At 67.0% G+C, this 16134-nt stretch carries 11 protein-coding genes and 3 rRNA genes; 12 read left to right on the forward strand and 2 right to left on the reverse strand.

The window, feature by feature from the left end; all coding sequences use genetic code 11:
• Window positions 1-330 precede the first annotated feature (330 nt).
• The 5 genes from OHA17_RS30695 to OHA17_RS30715 all read left to right on the forward strand — a co-directional run bounded on the left by OHA17_RS30695 (window position 331) and on the right by OHA17_RS30715 (window position 7885).
• Window positions 331-1856: ribosomal RNA gene (locus tag OHA17_RS30695) — 16S ribosomal RNA — on the forward strand.
• A gap of 303 nt (window positions 1857-2159) precedes the next feature.
• Window positions 2160-5283, forward strand: a 23S ribosomal RNA gene (locus OHA17_RS30700).
• Between the two features lie 105 nt (window positions 5284-5388).
• A 5S ribosomal RNA gene (gene rrf, locus OHA17_RS30705) occupies window positions 5389-5505 on the forward strand.
• The 16S, 23S and 5S rRNA genes sit together here, the layout of an rRNA operon.
• A gap of 194 nt (window positions 5506-5699) precedes the next feature.
• Window positions 5700-7046: a hypothetical protein gene (locus tag OHA17_RS30710; protein ID WP_406509225.1), complete on the forward strand. Its 1347-nt coding sequence runs from the start codon at window positions 5700-5702 to the stop codon at window positions 7044-7046.
• Window positions 7031-7885 carry a hypothetical protein gene (locus tag OHA17_RS30715; protein WP_406509226.1) on the forward strand — a complete coding sequence of 285 codons (855 nt, stop codon included), beginning with the start codon at window positions 7031-7033 and terminating at the stop codon, window positions 7883-7885. The genes OHA17_RS30710 and OHA17_RS30715 overlap by 16 nt, the downstream gene beginning before the upstream one ends.
• A gap of 132 nt (window positions 7886-8017) precedes the next feature.
• Here the strand turns inward: OHA17_RS30715 and OHA17_RS30720 are convergent, their stop codons facing one another.
• Entirely contained in the window at window positions 8018-9301 is a 1284-nt protein-coding gene (locus OHA17_RS30720) for a DUF1015 domain-containing protein (protein WP_406509227.1), read from the reverse strand.
• Between the two features lie 72 nt (window positions 9302-9373).
• Between OHA17_RS30720 and OHA17_RS30725 the strand changes: the two genes are divergently transcribed.
• The 4 genes from OHA17_RS30725 to OHA17_RS30740 all read left to right on the forward strand — a co-directional run bounded on the left by OHA17_RS30725 (window position 9374) and on the right by OHA17_RS30740 (window position 13402).
• Window positions 9374-10402, forward strand: coding sequence for an HAD-IIA family hydrolase (locus OHA17_RS30725; RefSeq protein WP_406509228.1), 1029 nt, complete (start codon window positions 9374-9376; stop codon window positions 10400-10402).
• A gap of 50 nt (window positions 10403-10452) precedes the next feature.
• Window positions 10453-11508, forward strand: coding sequence for an iron chelate uptake ABC transporter family permease subunit (locus OHA17_RS30730; protein ID WP_406510854.1), 1056 nt, complete (start codon window positions 10453-10455; stop codon window positions 11506-11508).
• Window positions 11505-12533 (forward strand): iron chelate uptake ABC transporter family permease subunit, encoded by a 1029-nt coding sequence (locus tag OHA17_RS30735; protein ID WP_053723350.1) that lies wholly within the window; start codon window positions 11505-11507, stop codon window positions 12531-12533. The genes OHA17_RS30730 and OHA17_RS30735 overlap by 4 nt, the downstream gene beginning before the upstream one ends.
• 68 nt (window positions 12534-12601) lie before the next feature.
• On the forward strand, window positions 12602-13402 hold the full coding sequence (locus OHA17_RS30740; protein ID WP_406509229.1) for an ABC transporter ATP-binding protein: 801 nt from the start codon (window positions 12602-12604) through the stop codon (window positions 13400-13402).
• Between the two features lie 216 nt (window positions 13403-13618).
• On the opposite strand, the gene OHA17_RS30745 is transcribed toward OHA17_RS30740, so the two are convergent.
• Entirely contained in the window at window positions 13619-13966 is a 348-nt protein-coding gene (locus OHA17_RS30745; RefSeq protein ID WP_406509230.1) for an SCP2 sterol-binding domain-containing protein, read from the reverse strand.
• Window positions 13967-14008: 42 nt separating this feature from the next.
• Between OHA17_RS30745 and OHA17_RS30750 the strand changes: the two genes are divergently transcribed.
• Genes OHA17_RS30750 through OHA17_RS30760 form a run of 3 tightly spaced genes read left to right on the forward strand, consistent with a single transcriptional unit; the run spans window position 14009 to window position 16115 of the window.
• Complete coding sequence (locus tag OHA17_RS30750; protein WP_406509231.1) at window positions 14009-14323, forward strand: hypothetical protein; 315 nt, start codon at window positions 14009-14011, stop codon at window positions 14321-14323.
• 50 nt (window positions 14324-14373) lie between these two features.
• The gene (locus tag OHA17_RS30755; protein WP_053723354.1) at window positions 14374-15189 is read left to right on the forward strand and encodes a TlyA family RNA methyltransferase; all 816 of its coding nucleotides are present in this window, start codon (window positions 14374-14376) and stop codon (window positions 15187-15189) included.
• Window positions 15186-16115, forward strand: coding sequence for an NAD kinase (locus OHA17_RS30760; RefSeq protein WP_398879753.1), 930 nt, complete (start codon window positions 15186-15188; stop codon window positions 16113-16115). Before OHA17_RS30755 ends, OHA17_RS30760 begins: the two co-directional genes overlap by 4 nt.
• The last annotated feature ends 19 nt before the right edge of the window (window positions 16116-16134 follow it).

Consider the following 16134-nt stretch of genomic DNA (forward strand, 5'->3'; position numbering starts at 1 on the left):
AGCGAACCCCAATTCGACGGGGAATCGGACACGAAAGAGTCTGATAGAGTCGGAACACGAAATACCGAAGGGAAGCGCCCGGAGGAAAGCCCGAGAGGGTGAGTACGAAGGAAGCGTCCGTTCCTTGAGAACTCAACAGCGTGCCAAAAGTCAACGCCAGATTGACAACCCCGTATCCGCTTCGGCGGATCGAGGTTCCTTTGAAAAGTCCACTCGCCCCCTTGGGGTGTGGGTGGCGATTACACAGCGAGGACGCTGTGGACGACCGGCCTCATTCCGGCCTGGTCGTCCCGCTCTTACGTGATGTGTGCACCCGATTACGGGTAAACATTCATGGAGAGTTTGATCCTGGCTCAGGACGAACGCTGGCGGCGTGCTTAACACATGCAAGTCGAACGATGAAGCCCTTCGGGGTGGATTAGTGGCGAACGGGTGAGTAACACGTGGGCAATCTGCCCTTCACTCTGGGACAAGCCCTGGAAACGGGGTCTAATACCGGATAACACTTCCTGCCGCATGGTGGGGGGTTAAAAGCTCCGGCGGTGAAGGATGAGCCCGCGGCCTATCAGCTTGTTGGTGGGGTGATGGCCTACCAAGGCGACGACGGGTAGCCGGCCTGAGAGGGCGACCGGCCACACTGGGACTGAGACACGGCCCAGACTCCTACGGGAGGCAGCAGTGGGGAATATTGCACAATGGGCGAAAGCCTGATGCAGCGACGCCGCGTGAGGGATGACGGCCTTCGGGTTGTAAACCTCTTTCAGCAGGGAAGAAGCGAAAGTGACGGTACCTGCAGAAGAAGCGCCGGCTAACTACGTGCCAGCAGCCGCGGTAATACGTAGGGCGCAAGCGTTGTCCGGAATTATTGGGCGTAAAGAGCTCGTAGGCGGCTTGTCACGTCGGATGTGAAAGCCCGGGGCTTAACCCCGGGTCTGCATTCGATACGGGCTAGCTAGAGTGTGGTAGGGGAGATCGGAATTCCTGGTGTAGCGGTGAAATGCGCAGATATCAGGAGGAACACCGGTGGCGAAGGCGGATCTCTGGGCCATTACTGACGCTGAGGAGCGAAAGCGTGGGGAGCGAACAGGATTAGATACCCTGGTAGTCCACGCCGTAAACGTTGGGAACTAGGTGTTGGCGACATTCCACGTCGTCGGTGCCGCAGCTAACGCATTAAGTTCCCCGCCTGGGGAGTACGGCCGCAAGGCTAAAACTCAAAGGAATTGACGGGGGCCCGCACAAGCAGCGGAGCATGTGGCTTAATTCGACGCAACGCGAAGAACCTTACCAAGGCTTGACATATACCGGAAACGGCCAGAGATGGTCGCCCCCTTGTGGTCGGTATACAGGTGGTGCATGGCTGTCGTCAGCTCGTGTCGTGAGATGTTGGGTTAAGTCCCGCAACGAGCGCAACCCTTGTTCTGTGTTGCCAGCATGCCCTTCGGGGTGATGGGGACTCACAGGAGACTGCCGGGGTCAACTCGGAGGAAGGTGGGGACGACGTCAAGTCATCATGCCCCTTATGTCTTGGGCTGCACACGTGCTACAATGGCCGGTACAAAGAGCTGCGATGCCGCGAGGCGGAGCGAATCTCAAAAAGCCGGTCTCAGTTCGGATTGGGGTCTGCAACTCGACCCCATGAAGTCGGAGTTGCTAGTAATCGCAGATCAGCATTGCTGCGGTGAATACGTTCCCGGGCCTTGTACACACCGCCCGTCACGTCACGAAAGTCGGTAACACCCGAAGCCGGTGGCCCAACCCCTTGTGGGAGGGAGCTGTCGAAGGTGGGACTGGCGATTGGGACGAAGTCGTAACAAGGTAGCCGTACCGGAAGGTGCGGCTGGATCACCTCCTTTCTAAGGAGCACTTCTCACCAGGTTCGCCTGGTCAGAGGCCATTTCGTCGGCAAACGTCCGACGGTGGTCAGCTCATGGGTGGAACGTTGACTATTCGGCACGATGCTTCAGGGTCACCAGTACTGCTTCGGCGTGGAACGTGAACCAGGGAGGATCGGGTCGGGCACGCTGTTGGGTGTCTGAGGGTACGGACCGTGAGGTCTGTCCTTCTGATGCCGGCCCCAGTGAACTCACCACGATGTTGGTGGGGTGATGGGTGGCTGGTCGTTGTTTGAGAACTGCACAGTGGACGCGAGCATCTGTGGCCAAGTTTTTAAGGGCGCACGGTGGATGCCTTGGCACCAGGAACCGATGAAGGACGTGGGAGGCCACGATAGTCCCCGGGGAGCCGTCAACCAGGCTTTGATCCGGGGGTTTCCGAATGGGGAAACCCGGCAGTCGTCATGGGCTGTCACCCATACCTGAACACATAGGGTATGTGGAGGGAACGAGGGGAAGTGAAACATCTCAGTACCCTCAGGAAGAGAAAACAACCGTGATTCCGGGAGTAGTGGCGAGCGAAACCGGATGAGGCCAAACCGTATGCGTGTGATACCCGGCAGGGGTTGCGCATGCGGGGTTGTGGGATCTCTCTTCTGTCGTCTGCCGGCGACAGGACGAGTCAGAAACCGTTGGTGTAGGCGAAGGACATGCGAAAGGTCCGGCGTAGAGGGTAAGACCCCCGTAGCTGAAACATCAACGGCTCGTTTGAGAGACACCCAAGTAGCACGGGGCCCGAGAAATCCCGTGTGAATCTGGCGGGACCACCCGCTAAGCCTAAATATTCCCTGGTGACCGATAGCGGATAGTACCGTGAGGGAATGGTGAAAAGTACCGCGGGAGCGGAGTGAAATAGTACCTGAAACCGTGTGCCTACAAGCCGTGGGAGCGTCGCTGGCAGCACTTGTGCTGTCAGTCGTGACTGCGTGCCTTTTGAAGAATGAGCCTGCGAGTTAGCGGTGTGTAGCGAGGTTAACCCGTGTGGGGAAGCCGTAGCGAAAGCGAGTCCGAACAGGGCGATTGAGTTGCACGCTCTAGACCCGAAGCGGAGTGATCTAGCCATGGGCAGGTTGAAGCGGCTGTAAGAGGTCGTGGAGGACCGAACCCACCAGGGTTGAAAACCTGGGGGATGACCTGTGGTTAGGGGTGAAAGGCCAATCAAACTCCGTGATAGCTGGTTCTCCCCGAAATGCATTTAGGTGCAGCGTCGTGTGTTTCTTGCCGGAGGTAGAGCACTGGATAGGCGATGGGCCCTACCGGGTTACTGACCTTAGCCAAACTCCGAATGCCGGTAAGTGAGAGCGCGGCAGTGAGACTGTGGGGGATAAGCTCCATGGTCGAGAGGGAAACAGCCCAGAGCATCGACTAAGGCCCCTAAGCGTACGCTAAGTGGGAAAGGATGTGGAGTCGCAGAGACAACCAGGAGGTTGGCTTAGAAGCAGCCACCCTTGAAAGAGTGCGTAATAGCTCACTGGTCAAGTGATTCCGCGCCGACAATGTAGCGGGGCTCAAGCGTACCGCCGAAGTCGTGTCATTCCAGCATATAGGGCCAACGCCTGCTGGGATGGGTAGGGGAGCGTCGTGTGCCGGGTGAAGCTGCAGCGGAAGCTAGTGGTGGACGGTTCACGAGTGAGAATGCAGGCATGAGTAGCGATACACACGTGAGAAACGTGTGCGCCGATTGACTAAGGGTTCCTGGGTCAAGCTGATCTGCCCAGGGTAAGTCGGGACCTAAGGCGAGGCCGACAGGCGTAGTCGATGGACAACCGGTTGATATTCCGGTACCCGCTTTGAAACGCCCAGTATCGAGCCCATTAATGCTAAGGCCGTGAAGCCGTTCCGGACCCTTCGGGGAATGGAAAGTGGTGGAGCCGCCGGCCCAAGGTGGTAGTAGGTAAGCGATGGGGTGACGCAGGAAGGTAGTCCAGCCCGGGCGGTGGTTGTCCCGGGGTAAGGGTGTAGCCCGTCATCTAGGCAAATCCGGATGACATATAAGGGTGAGACCTGATGCCGAGCCGATTGTGGTGAAGTGGATGATCCTATGCTGTCGAGAAAAGCCTCTAGCGAGTTTCATGGCGGCCCGTACCCTAAACCGACTCAGGTGGTCAGGTAGAGAATACCGAGGCGTTCGGGTGAACTATGGTTAAGGAACTCGGCAAAATGCCCCCGTAACTTCGGGAGAAGGGGGCCACGTCCGGTGATGAGTCTTGCACTCTGAGCTGGGGGTGGCCGCAGAGACCAGCGAGAAGCGACTGTTTACTAAAAACACAGGTCCGTGCGAAGCCGTAAGGCGATGTATACGGACTGACGCCTGCCCGGTGCTGGAACGTTAAGGGGACCGGTTAGTCACATTTCGGTGTGGCGAAGCTGAGAACTTAAGCGCCAGTAAACGGCGGTGGTAACTATAACCATCCTAAGGTAGCGAAATTCCTTGTCGGGTAAGTTCCGACCTGCACGAATGGCGTAACGACTTCTCGACTGTCTCAACCATAGGCCCGGTGAAATTGCACTACGAGTAAAGATGCTCGTTTCGCGCAGCAGGACGGAAAGACCCCGGGACCTTTACTACAGTTTGATATTGGTGTTCGGTTCGGCTTGTGTAGGATAGGTGGGAGACTTTGAAGCGGCCACGCCAGTGGTTGTGGAGTCGTCGTTGAAATACCACTCTGGTCGTGCTGGATGTCTAACCTCGGTCCGTGATCCGGATCAGGGACAGTGTCTGATGGGTAGTTTAACTGGGGCGGTTGCCTCCTAAAGAGTAACGGAGGCGCCCAAAGGTTCCCTCAGCCTGGTTGGCAATCAGGTGTTGAGTGTAAGTGCACAAGGGAGCTTGACTGTGAGACCGACGGGTCGAGCAGGGACGAAAGTCGGGACTAGTGATCCGGCGGTGGCTTGTGGAAGCGCCGTCGCTCAACGGATAAAAGGTACCCCGGGGATAACAGGCTGATCTTCCCCAAGAGTCCATATCGACGGGATGGTTTGGCACCTCGATGTCGGCTCGTCGCATCCTGGGGCTGGAGTCGGTCCCAAGGGTTGGGCTGTTCGCCCATTAAAGCGGTACGCGAGCTGGGTTTAGAACGTCGTGAGACAGTTCGGTCCCTATCCGCTGCGCGCGCAGGAACATTGAGAAGGGCTGTCCCTAGTACGAGAGGACCGGGACGGACGAACCTCTGGTGTGCCAGTTGTCCTGCCAAGGGCATGGCTGGTTGGCTACGTTCGGAAAGGATAACCGCTGAAAGCATCTAAGCGGGAAGCCTGCTTCGAGATGAGTGTTCCCACCTCCTTGAGAGGGTAAGGCTCCCAGTAGACGACTGGGTTGATAGGCCAGATGTGGAAGCCCGGTAACGGGTGGAGCTGACTGGTACTAATAGGCCGAGGGCTTGTCCTCAGTTGCTCGCGTCCACTGTGTTTGTTCTGAAGCAACGAACAGTTGCTGGTTGAGCAGAACCCACTTAATTGAAAAGTGTGCTTGTTCGCTCGAAACCGATAGGGTTTCGGTGGTCATAGCGTTAGGGAAACGCCCGGTTACATTCCGAACCCGGAAGCTAAGCCTTTCAGCGCCGATGGTACTGCAGGGGGGACCCTGTGGGAGAGTAGGACGCCGCCGAACAATATTTCAGGACCCTTGGTCCCAGCGTTCATGCTGGGACCAAGGGTTCTTTTGTTTTTCCGCTTTGCTTTGCCGAAGCGCGTCGGGCAGCCGACTGCGCGAGAATGACTGCAGTACCCGAAGACTAGGAGTCACGATGTCCACCAACTCTCCCGACGATCGTCCGGAGCGCGAGCCGCGCCGTCAGGACGGTGGTGACCGGGGCGGCTACCGCGGTGGTCGAGACGACCGCGGTCCGCGTCGTGACAACGACCGTGGTGGTTACGGCGGGCGTCGTGATGACAGCCGTGGTGGCTCCTCCGGCGGTGGTTACCCCCGCCGTGACGACCGTGGCGGTCGCCCCGCCGGCGGTGGCAGCTCGTACGGGCGTCGTGATGACCGTCCCGCCCCGCGTCGCGATGACGACCGCGGTGGGTTCCGCCGCGATGACAACCGTGGCGGCGGTAGCTCCTACGGGCGTCGTGATGATCGTCCGGCTCCCCGTCGTGATGACAACCGTGGCGGTTCCTCCGGCGGTGGGTACGGGCGTCGTGATGATCGTCCGGCTCCGCGTCGGGACGATGACCGTGGTGGGTTCCGCCGCGATGACAGCCGTGGTGGCTCCTCCGGCGGTGGTTACCCCCGCCGTGACGACCGTGGCGGTCGCCCCGCCGGCGGTGGCAGCTCGTACGGGCGTCGTGATGACCGTCCCGCCCCGCGTCGCGATGACGACCGCGGTGGGTTCCGCCGCGATGACAACCGTGGCGGTGCCGGTGGCTTCCGCCGTGACGACAGCCGTGGCGGTTCCTCCGGCGGTGGGTACGGGCGTCGTGATGATCGTCCGGCTCCGCGTCGGGACGATGACCGTGGTGGGTTCCGCCGCGATGACAGCCGTGGTGGTTCCTCCGGCGGTGGTTCGTCGTACGGGCGTCGTGATGACAACCGTGGTGGCGGCAGCTCGTACGGGCGTCGTGATGACCGTCCCGCCCCGCGTCGGGACGATGACCGTGGTGCGTTCCGCCGGGACGACAGCCGTGGTGGGTCCTCCGGCGGTGGTTCGTCGTACGGGCGTCGTGATGACAACCGTGGTGGCGGCAGCTCGTACGGGCGCCGTGATGACCGTCCGGCCCCCCGTCGCGATGACGAGCGCGGTGGTGGCAGTTCTTACGGGCGTCGTGATGACCGTCCCGCCCCGCGTCGGGACGATGACCGTGGTGGGTTCCGGCGCGATGACAGCCGTGGCGGTGGTTCGTCGTACGGGCGTCGTGATGACAACCGTGGTGGCGGCAGTTCTTACGGGCGTCGTGATGATCGTCCGGCTCCGCGTCGTGATGACGACCGTGGTGGGTTCCGGCGTGATGACCGGGGCGACCGCGGTGGGTATCGCGGGCGGGACGACCGGCGTGATGACCGGGGTGGCTACGCGTCGCGCGACGACCGTGGTGGCTTCGGGCGTCGGGACGACCGGGACCGGGATCGTGACCGCGAGCCCGTCAAGCGGCTGCCGATCGACGAGGACGTCACCGGCGACGAGATCGACGCGGATGTGCGCCAGGAGCTGATGAGCCTGCCCAAGGGCCTCGCCGAGGAGGTTGCGTGCAACCTGGTGATGGTGGCGCGGCTCATCGACGACGAGCCCGAGCAGGCCTACGCCTACTCCCGCATCGCGCTGCGGCTCGCCTCCCGTGTGGCCGCCGTTCGCGAGGCCGCCGGCTTCGCCGCGTACGCCACGCAGAAGTACTCGGAGGCCCTCGCGGAGTTCCGTGCCTCGCGTCGGATGACCGGCTCCGTCGAGCTGTGGCCCGTCATGGCGGACTGCGAGCGCGGGCTCGGCCGTCCCGAGCGGGCGCTGGCGATGGCCGGCGAGCCCGAGGTGGCCAAGCTGGACAAGGCCGGCCAGGTCGAGATGCGCCTGGTCGCGGCCGGGGCGCGGCGGGACATGGGGCAGCTGGACGCCGCCATCGTGACCCTGCAGAGCCCTGAGCTCGCGTCGAACTCCGTACAGCCGTGGACCGCGCGACTGCGTTACGCGTACGCCGACGCGCTGCTCGCGGCCGAGCGTGAGGACGAGGCCCGCGACTGGTTCGCCAAGGCGCTTGAGGCGGACAAGGACGGCACGACCGACGCCTCCGACCGGCTCGCCGAGCTGGACGGTGTCGACTTCGTCGACGCCATGATCGAGGACGATGTCGAGGCCGATGGTGACGTCGAGGCCGACGGTGATGTCGATGGGCCGCGCGACGAGGTCGAGGACGAGCCCGACTTCGCCGACGAGGGTGAGGAAGAGGACGACTTCGAGGGCGACGACGCCGAGATCGTCCGGGCTGCCGAGGTCGTCGACGCCGACCTGGTGGAGCCCGCGCCGGGCGAGCCCGTCCCGCCGGTCGAGAAGGACGCCTGACAGCCGGAAGGTGACGGCTGACAGCTGACGGTGTCTGATATCTGGCGTTCGGCGTCTGATGTTTGACAGTTGACGGTTGTAGAGACAGAAGAGAGGCGGTGCCCCGGCCGGGGCACCGCCTCTTTTTTGTTTTCAGTTCACGGTCAGGCTGCGCAGCACCAGGCCCGTCGCCGGCTTCGGGCCGAACGAGGTCGACTTGCGGGGCATCGTGACGCCCTGGCGGGCCAGGTCCCGGACGACTTCCTCGCGTACGGGGTGCATCAGGACCGCCGTCTTGTTGTGGCGCTCGGCCTGCTCGACGGCCGCTGCCGTGTCGTGGATGTACGCGATGTCGTCGGGCGTGTCCGGGATGCGCCAGATCTCGTCGAGCAGCGTCGAGTGCAGGACCGTCGCGTCCAGCGAGCGCCAGGCCGGCGGCCGGTCCGCCCGGATCGTGCGGGCGAGCAGTGCCTCGTCCGGGCGGTCCAGGAGGTGGAAGCGGCCGTCGCCCGCGAGCAGGAAGGCGTTGCTCTCGGACGCCGCTTCACCCAGCGCCTCCAGGGCGCGGGCGAGCGGGACTTCGAGGGTGCGGACGCGGAAGGCACCCGATTCGGTGACCGCGGCCAGCGCCTCGGACACCGGCAGGCGGTGCAGGAGGCGGTGGATCGCGCGGACCCGCAGCGGATAGCGAGCGGTGTCGACGAGGAGGACCAGGCCGAAGTCCCAGGGGCCCGGCGAGGTCTGTTCGTCGCGCAGGCGCAGGTAGGTGGCCCAGCGGTGGTGGCCGTCGGCGATGACCGCCTGGTGCGCCGTGAGGTCCGCCTGGGCCTCCGCGAGATCGGCCGGATCCGTGAGCGCCCACAGACGGTGGCGGAAACCGTCCTCCGTGGTGGTGCGCAGGAGCGGTTCGCGCAGGATGGTGCGGTCGATGACGGCGGTCGCGCCGGTGGGGGCGTTGCTGCCGTGGTAGGTCAGGAGCAGCGGTTCGAGGTGGGCGGCGATGGTCCGCATGAGGGCCGCGCGGTCCTCGACGACATGCGGCATCACGTCCTCGTGCGGCAGGACGATGCCCTCGGCCGGTTCGGAGAGGGCGAGCGCGCCGATCAGCCCGCGCTGCAGTATGCCGTCGCCCTCCTGCTCGTAGACGTACAGGGCGGGCTCGGGGTCCGGGGCGAGGACGCCCTCGTCGAGCCAGTCGTCCAGGGTGAGGGCGGCCTTCCGGTTGCGGGCGGCCGGGGAGGACGCCTGCGGGAGGATCAGCCGGACGATGTTGTACGGGTCCGCCGACTCCAGGTGCAGCAGCCCGTCGGGGCGCACGACCACGTCGTACGGCGGCGAGGTCACGGCGGCGAGGCTGCCCACCCGCTCGGGAACATAGCGCAGTCCGCGGAACGGGATCAGGCGCAGCCCGAGGTCCGCACGCCCAGTTGTGCTCATCTGTGCATCGTATGTGGGCGACGGGCATGCGCGATGATCGGGGGGAGAGCATCGAACGAGGAGTGGATGAAGATGAGCCAGATCGGCCGGATCATGCCGAGCGGCAGCGAGCGGGCGCTGAACGAGGCGTACGACACGGCCCTGCTGGATCTGGACGGGGTGGTCTACGCGGGCGGTGCGGCGATCGCGCACGCCGTCGACGCGCTCGCCGTGGCGCGGGACGGCGGGATGCACCTCGCCTACGTGACCAACAACGCGCTGCGGACGCCGGACGCGGTGGCCGCGCACCTCACCGAGCTCGGTGTGCCCGCCGAGCCGGCCGATGTGATCACCTCGGCGCAGGCGGTGGCCCGGCTCATCGCCGATCAACTCCCGCAGGGATCAAGGGTGTTGCTCATCGGTGGCGAGGGGCTGCGGGTCGCGCTGCTTGAGCGCGGGCTCGTGCCGGTGGAGTCGGCCGACGACGATCCGGCGGCCGTGGTGCAGGGCTACGGCGGTCCGGACATCACCTGGTCGCGGTTCGCGGAGGCCTCGTACGCGGTGGCCCGCGGGGTGCCGTGGTTCGCCTCCAACACCGATCTGACGATTCCGAGCGGGCGGGGGATCGCGCCCGGGAACGGCGCGGCGGTCGAGGTCGTCCGGATCGCGACCGGCGCCGAGCCCCAGGTGGCCGGCAAGCCGCTGCCCCCGATGCACCGCGAGACGGTGCTGCGGACCGGTGCCCAGCGGCCGCTGGTGGTCGGGGACCGGCTCGACACGGACATCGAGGGCGCGTTCAACGGCGGCGTCGACTCGCTGCTCGTGCTGACCGGGGTCACCGACGGCGCCCAGCTCCTGGCCGCGCGGCCCGAGCACCGGCCCACCTTCGTCGACGCGGATCTGCGCGGCCTGCTGACCGGGCAGCCCGAAGTGGCCGAGAAAGAGGGCGGGTTCGGGTGCGGAGGGTGGACCGCGTCCGTTGCCGACGGGGCGTTTGCGCTCGACGGGGGCGGGGAGGCGATGGACGGGCTGCGGGCGCTGTGCGCGGCCGCCTGGACGTACGCCGGCGACGGGGCGTGCGAGCTGGACGCGTCGAAGGCGCTGGAACTGCTGGGGCTTTGAGCCCGGGACGTGTTCGGTCGAGTGCAGGGTAGGCTAACCTAACTTGCGTGTTGGTAGACAGTCCTCCTCAGCCGCGCGACGGGACCACGTCCGCGCCCCCGGCCCCGACCGCGAAGCGCCGGACGCTGCGCGCCGCGGGTCTGCTCGTGTCCGTGGGCGCCCTGGCGCTCGTCGCCGTCGCCAGCATCGCGGTCGGCGCGAAACCCATGCCGCTCGGCGACGTCTGGCACGGCCTCTTCCACGCCTCCGGCACCGCCGACGACGTCCTCATCCATGACGTACGGGTGCCGCGGACGCTGCTCGGGCTGCTCGTCGGGGCCGCGCTCGGGATCGCCGGCGCGGTCATGCAGGCGCTCACCCGCAACCCGCTCGCCGAACCCGGCATCCTCGGGGTCAACGCGGGAGCGGCGGCCGCGGTGGTCTCCGCGATCAGCTTCCTCGGCGTCAACTCCCTCACCGGATATGTGTGGTTCGCGTTCCTGGGCGCGGGCGTCGTGTCGGCCGCGGTGTACCTCCTCGGTGGCAGCCGGGCCGCCACCCCCGTGCGGCTCGCGCTCGCGGGGACGGCGGCGAGCGCCGCGCTCTACGGCTACATCAACGCCGTGCAGCTCACCGACTCCGCCGCCCTCAACCAGCTGCGGTTCTGGCAGGTCGGCTCGCTGGCCACGGCGGACATGGCGACCGTCACCAAGGTCGCGCCGTTCATCCTCGTCGGCCTCGTCGTCGCCCTGCTGCTCGCGCGGCCGCTCAACGCGATGGCCATGGGCGACGACACCGCCCGCGCGCTCGGCGCCCATCTCACCCGGACCCGCGTCACGTCGATGGTCGTGATCACCCTGCTGTGCGGGGCCGCGACCGCCGCGTGCGGGCCCATCGTGTTCATCGGGCTCATGGTCCCGCACATCGTCCGCGCCATCACCGGGCCCGACCTGCGCTGGATCCTGCCGTACGCGGCCGTGCTCTCGCCCGTGCTGCTGCTGGGCTCCGACGTGGTCGGGCGGGTCATCACCCGGCCCGGCGAACTCCAGGTCGGCATCGTCACCGCGCTCATCGGCGGGCCCGTCTTCATCTACCTCGTACGGCGCAAGAGGATGGCCCAGCTGTGAAGGCGATACGTATTCCCGGCGGCCTCTCCTTCCGGGCCGAACCGCGCGCCCTTGCCGTGGTCTGCGGGCTCGCCGTCCTCGCGCTCGCGGCCGGCGTCGTCCTGATCGGCACCGGTGACTTCACCATCGCCCCCGCCGACGTCGTGCGCAGCCTGCTCGGATCCGGCACGCCCGCGCAGGACTTCATCATCAACGAACTGCGGCTGCCGCGCGTGCTGGTGGCGCTGCTTGTGGGCGCCTCGCTCGGGATCTCCGGGGCGCTGTTCCAGTCCATCTCCCGCAATCCGCTGGGCAGTCCGGACGTCATCGGCTTCGGGCAGGGCTCCTCGGTCGGCGCGCTCACGGTCATCGTGTTCTTCCACGGCAGCGCGGTCGCGGTCTCGTTCGGCGCGCTGGTCGGCGGCCTCGCGACCGGTATCGCCGTCTACCTCCTGGCCTGGAAGAAGGGCGTGCACGGCTACCGGCTCGTGCTCGTCGGCATCGGCGCGGCCGCGATGCTCACCGCCGGCATCCACTACCTGCTCACCAAGTCCACCCTGGTGGACGCCACCCGTGCGATGGTCTGGCTCACCGGATCGCTCGACGGGCGCGACTGGGCCCAGGTCTGGCCGCTGCTCGTGCTGTTCGTGGTGCTCCTTCCGGTCGTCCTCGCGTACGGGCGGCCGCTTCGGATGCTGGAGATGGGCGACGACGCGGCGTACGCGCTGGGCGTGCCGGTGCAGCGGACCCGTACCGTCCTGATGCTCTCCGCCGTCCTCCTCAACGCCTCGGCCACCGCGGCCGCCGGGCCCATCTCCTTCGTCGCGCTGACCGCGCCGCAGCTGGCCCGCCGCCTCACCCGCGCGACCGGGCCGAACATCCTCGCCTCGGCGTGCATGGGCGCGGCGCTCCTGGTCGTCGCCGACTGGGCGGCGCAGCGGCTGTTCGGCGGGAGCACGCTGCCGGTGGGGGTCCTGACCGGCATGGTCGGCGGCGTCTATCTGCTGTGGCTCCTCGTCACCGAGCGCAGGGCGGGCCGGATATGAGCCGCCGGGCGACGCCCGTCACCACCAACTCCCTTGCGGATTACGGAACTTCACCCAGGAGTACGAGCATGCAGCGCCTCAGCGCCGAATCGGTCACCCTCGGCTACGACCAGCGGGTGATCGCCGAGGACCTGTCGGTCGACATCCCCGACAACTCCTTCACGGTGATCGTCGGGCCCAACGCGTGCGGCAAGTCGACCCTGCTGCGCGCCCTGTCCCGGATGCTCAAGCCGAGCCAGGGGCGGGTGCTGCTCGACGGGCAGAGCATCCACTCGCTGCCCGCGAAGAAGGTCGCCAGGACGCTCGGGCTGCTCCCGCAGTCCTCCATCGCGCCGGACGGCATCACGGTGGGGGACCTGGTGGCGCGCGGGCGCTATCCGCACCAGGGCCTGCTGCGGCAGTGGTCGCCCGAGGACGAGCGCATCGTCCAGGAGTCCATGGACGCGACGGGGGTCGGCGGGCTCGGTGAGCGGTACGTCGACGAGCTGTCCGGGGGGCAGCGCCAGCGGGTCTGGATCGCCATGGCGCTCGCTCAGCAGACGCCGCTGCTGCTGCTCGACGAGCCGACGACGTTCCTGGACATCCAGCACCAGATCGAGGTCCTTGACCTGTGCGCGGAGCTCCATGCGTCGCAGGGGCGGACGTTGGTGGCCGTGCTGCACGATCTCAACCAGGCGGCTCGGTACGCGTCTCACCTCGTTGCCATGAGGGAGGGGCGGGTGGTGGCCGAGGGGGCGCCCTCGGAGGTGGTGACGGCGTCGCTCGTCGAGGAGGTCTTCGGGGTGCGGTGTCAGGTGATTCCGGATCCGGAGACGGGGACGCCGTTGGTCGTGCCGGCTGCTCCTCGGCGGGCGGCTCTGGTGGGCTGAGTTTCCCCACCCCGCCCCTTCCCGAGACCCTCCGGGGGTGAAGGACCCTGGGGCTCCGCCCCAGACCCCGGATCGCGCCTTGAGGGCGCTCGTCCTCAAACGCCGGACGGGCTGGATATGGCTGATGTTCATTCTCGGCATCCCCCGGCGGGCTGAAGATGCCTGCACCCGGCGCTGCCAGGGGCGCGGGGAACTGCGCGGAAGGGGGGGCGGGGGTCAGAGCAGGGTGCGGAGGCGGAGGAGGTCTCGGAAGCTCGCTTCCAGGCGGATCCTGCCCGAGGCCCAGGCCTTCGCGAAGTTCAGTTCGCCGTCCACCATCGCCACCAGGTCGTCGCCCTTCATCGCCAGGCGGATCTGGGCCTTCTCCCGGGGCGGGCCGGGAGCCGTGTCGTGGACCTCGATGCGGCCGGACCGGAGGCGGCCCGCGAAGGTGACGTCCAGGTCCGTGATGTGGCAGCTCAGCGAGCGGTCCAGCGCGGCGGCGGCACGCACGTCGCCCTCCGCCCGGGCCAGATTGTCCGAAAGTTTGTCGAGTGCGCTGCGGCACTCCTCCATGGTCGCCATCGTGATCGACCGTACCCCAGGGCTTCGCGGTAGCGTCTTGGCATGAGCGACTCGATGCCGGGCCCCGAGGCGGAACCCGAGGTGCAAGCCGATGTGGAATCCGAGGTGGTCGGCCCCTCCCCCTTGGACGTACCCCGCGGCCCCACCGGCGACGCCGGGATCGACGCCCTCGTCGAGCGGCTCGGCGACGTCGACCACCTCGGTACGGACGGCCACCTTGAGGTGTACGAGGATGTACACCGGGGGCTGCGCGACTCACTGACCGCGCTCGACGCCCGGCAGGGGCCTTCTCCCGCCCCGGGGGCGGCCCTGGGAACCTCCGGCCGGACCCGGCCGTTGGGCGACCAACGGCCCTAGCGGTCCGCCGGGCAGCCGACAGAACTACGACTACAGGAGCTGAACCGAACGTGGCAGGAGTGGCACGCCGCCGCCTCGACGCCGAGCTGGTGCGCCGGAAACTCGCGCGGTCGCGGGAGCACGCCGCCCAGCTGATCGCCGCGGGGCGGGTGAGCGTCGGCAAGACCGTCGCCACCAAGTCCGCCACTCAGGTCGAGACCGCCGCCGCGATCGTGGTGGTGGACGACGACAGTGATCCGGACTACGTCTCGCGCGGTGGGCACAAGCTCGCCGGCGCCTTCGCGGCCTTCGTTCCGCAGGGGCTGGAGATCGAGGGCCGGCGGGCGCTCGACGCGGGCGCCTCCACCGGCGGATTCACCGATGTGCTGCTGCGCGCCGGAGCCGGGCACGTGGTCGCCGTGGACGTCGGCTACGGGCAGCTCGCCTGGTCCCTCCAGAGTGACGACCGGGTCACCGTGAAGGACCGTACGAACGTACGTGAGTTGACGCTCGACGACATCGACGGGCAGCCCGCCGACATCGTCGTGGGTGACCTCTCCTTCATCGCGCTCGGCCTGGTCCTGCCCGCCCTCGTGCGCTGCTCGGCGCCCGACGCGGACCTGGTCCTCATGGTCAAGCCGCAGTTCGAGATCGGCAAGGAACGGCTCGGGAGCGGCGGCGTCGTGCGCAGCCCCGAGCTGCGGGCCGAGACCGTACGGACGGTGGCGGCCCAGGCGGCCACGCTCGGCCTCGGGGTCCTCGGGGTCACCGCGAGCCCGCTGCCCGGGCCCTCCGGCAACGTCGAGTACTTTCTGTGGCTGCGGGCCGGGGCGCCCGCGCTCGATCCCGCGGACGTGGAGCGCGCAGTGGCGGAGGGACCTCGTTGAGCTCGTCGGAGAACAACCCGGAGAACAGCACGGCGGCACGCACCGTATTCCTGCTCGCGCACACCGGAAGGCCGGCCGCCATCCGCAGCGCGGAGCTGGTCGTACGGGGCCTGCTGCGCAGCGGCATCGGCGTACGCGTGCTGCGGGCGGAGGCGGCCGATCTGCCGCTGCCCGCCGAGGCGGAGATCGTCGAGGAGGCCACCCCCGAGTGCCTGGATGCCTGTGAACTGCTCATCGTCCTCGGCGGTGACGGCACCCTGCTGCGCGGCGCCGAGCTCGCCCGGGCGTCCGGCGTGCCGATGCTCGGCGTCAACCTCGGCCGCGTCGGCTTCCTCGCGGAGGCCGAGCGCGACGACCTCGACAAGGTCGTCGACCGGGTCGTGACACGGGCCTACGAGGTCGAGGAGCGGATGACCCTCGACGTCGTCGTGCACAACAACGGCGACGTGGTGCACGAGGACTGGGCCCTCAACGAGGCGGCCGTCCAGAAGGTCTCGCCCGAGCGGATGCTGGAAGTCGTCCTGGAGATCGACGGCCGTCCCGTGACCGGGTTCGGCTGCGACGGCATCGTCTGTGCCACCCCGACCGGCTCGACCGCTTACGCCTTCTCGGCCGGCGGGCCCGTGGTGTGGCCCGAGGTCGAGGCGCTGCTCATGGTGCCGATCAGCGCGCACGCGCTGTTCGCCAAGCCCCTGGTCACCTCGCCCACCTCGGTGCTCGCCGTCGAGGTGCAGCCGCACACGCCGCACGGCGTGCTGTGGTGCGACGGGCGCCGCACGGTCGAACTCCCTTCGGGCGCGCGGGTGGAGGTGCGGCGAGGGGCCGTTCCGGTACGGCTCGCCCGGCTGCACCACGCCTCGTTCACCGACCGGCTCGTCGCCAAGTTCGCCCTGCCGGTGTCGGGTTGGCGCGGCGCGCCGCACTGACCGGTCCGCGCGCGGCGGG

Source organism: Streptomyces sp. NBC_00212 (assembly GCF_045206365.1).
Taxonomy (GTDB): Bacteria; Actinomycetota; Actinomycetes; order Streptomycetales; family Streptomycetaceae; genus Streptomyces.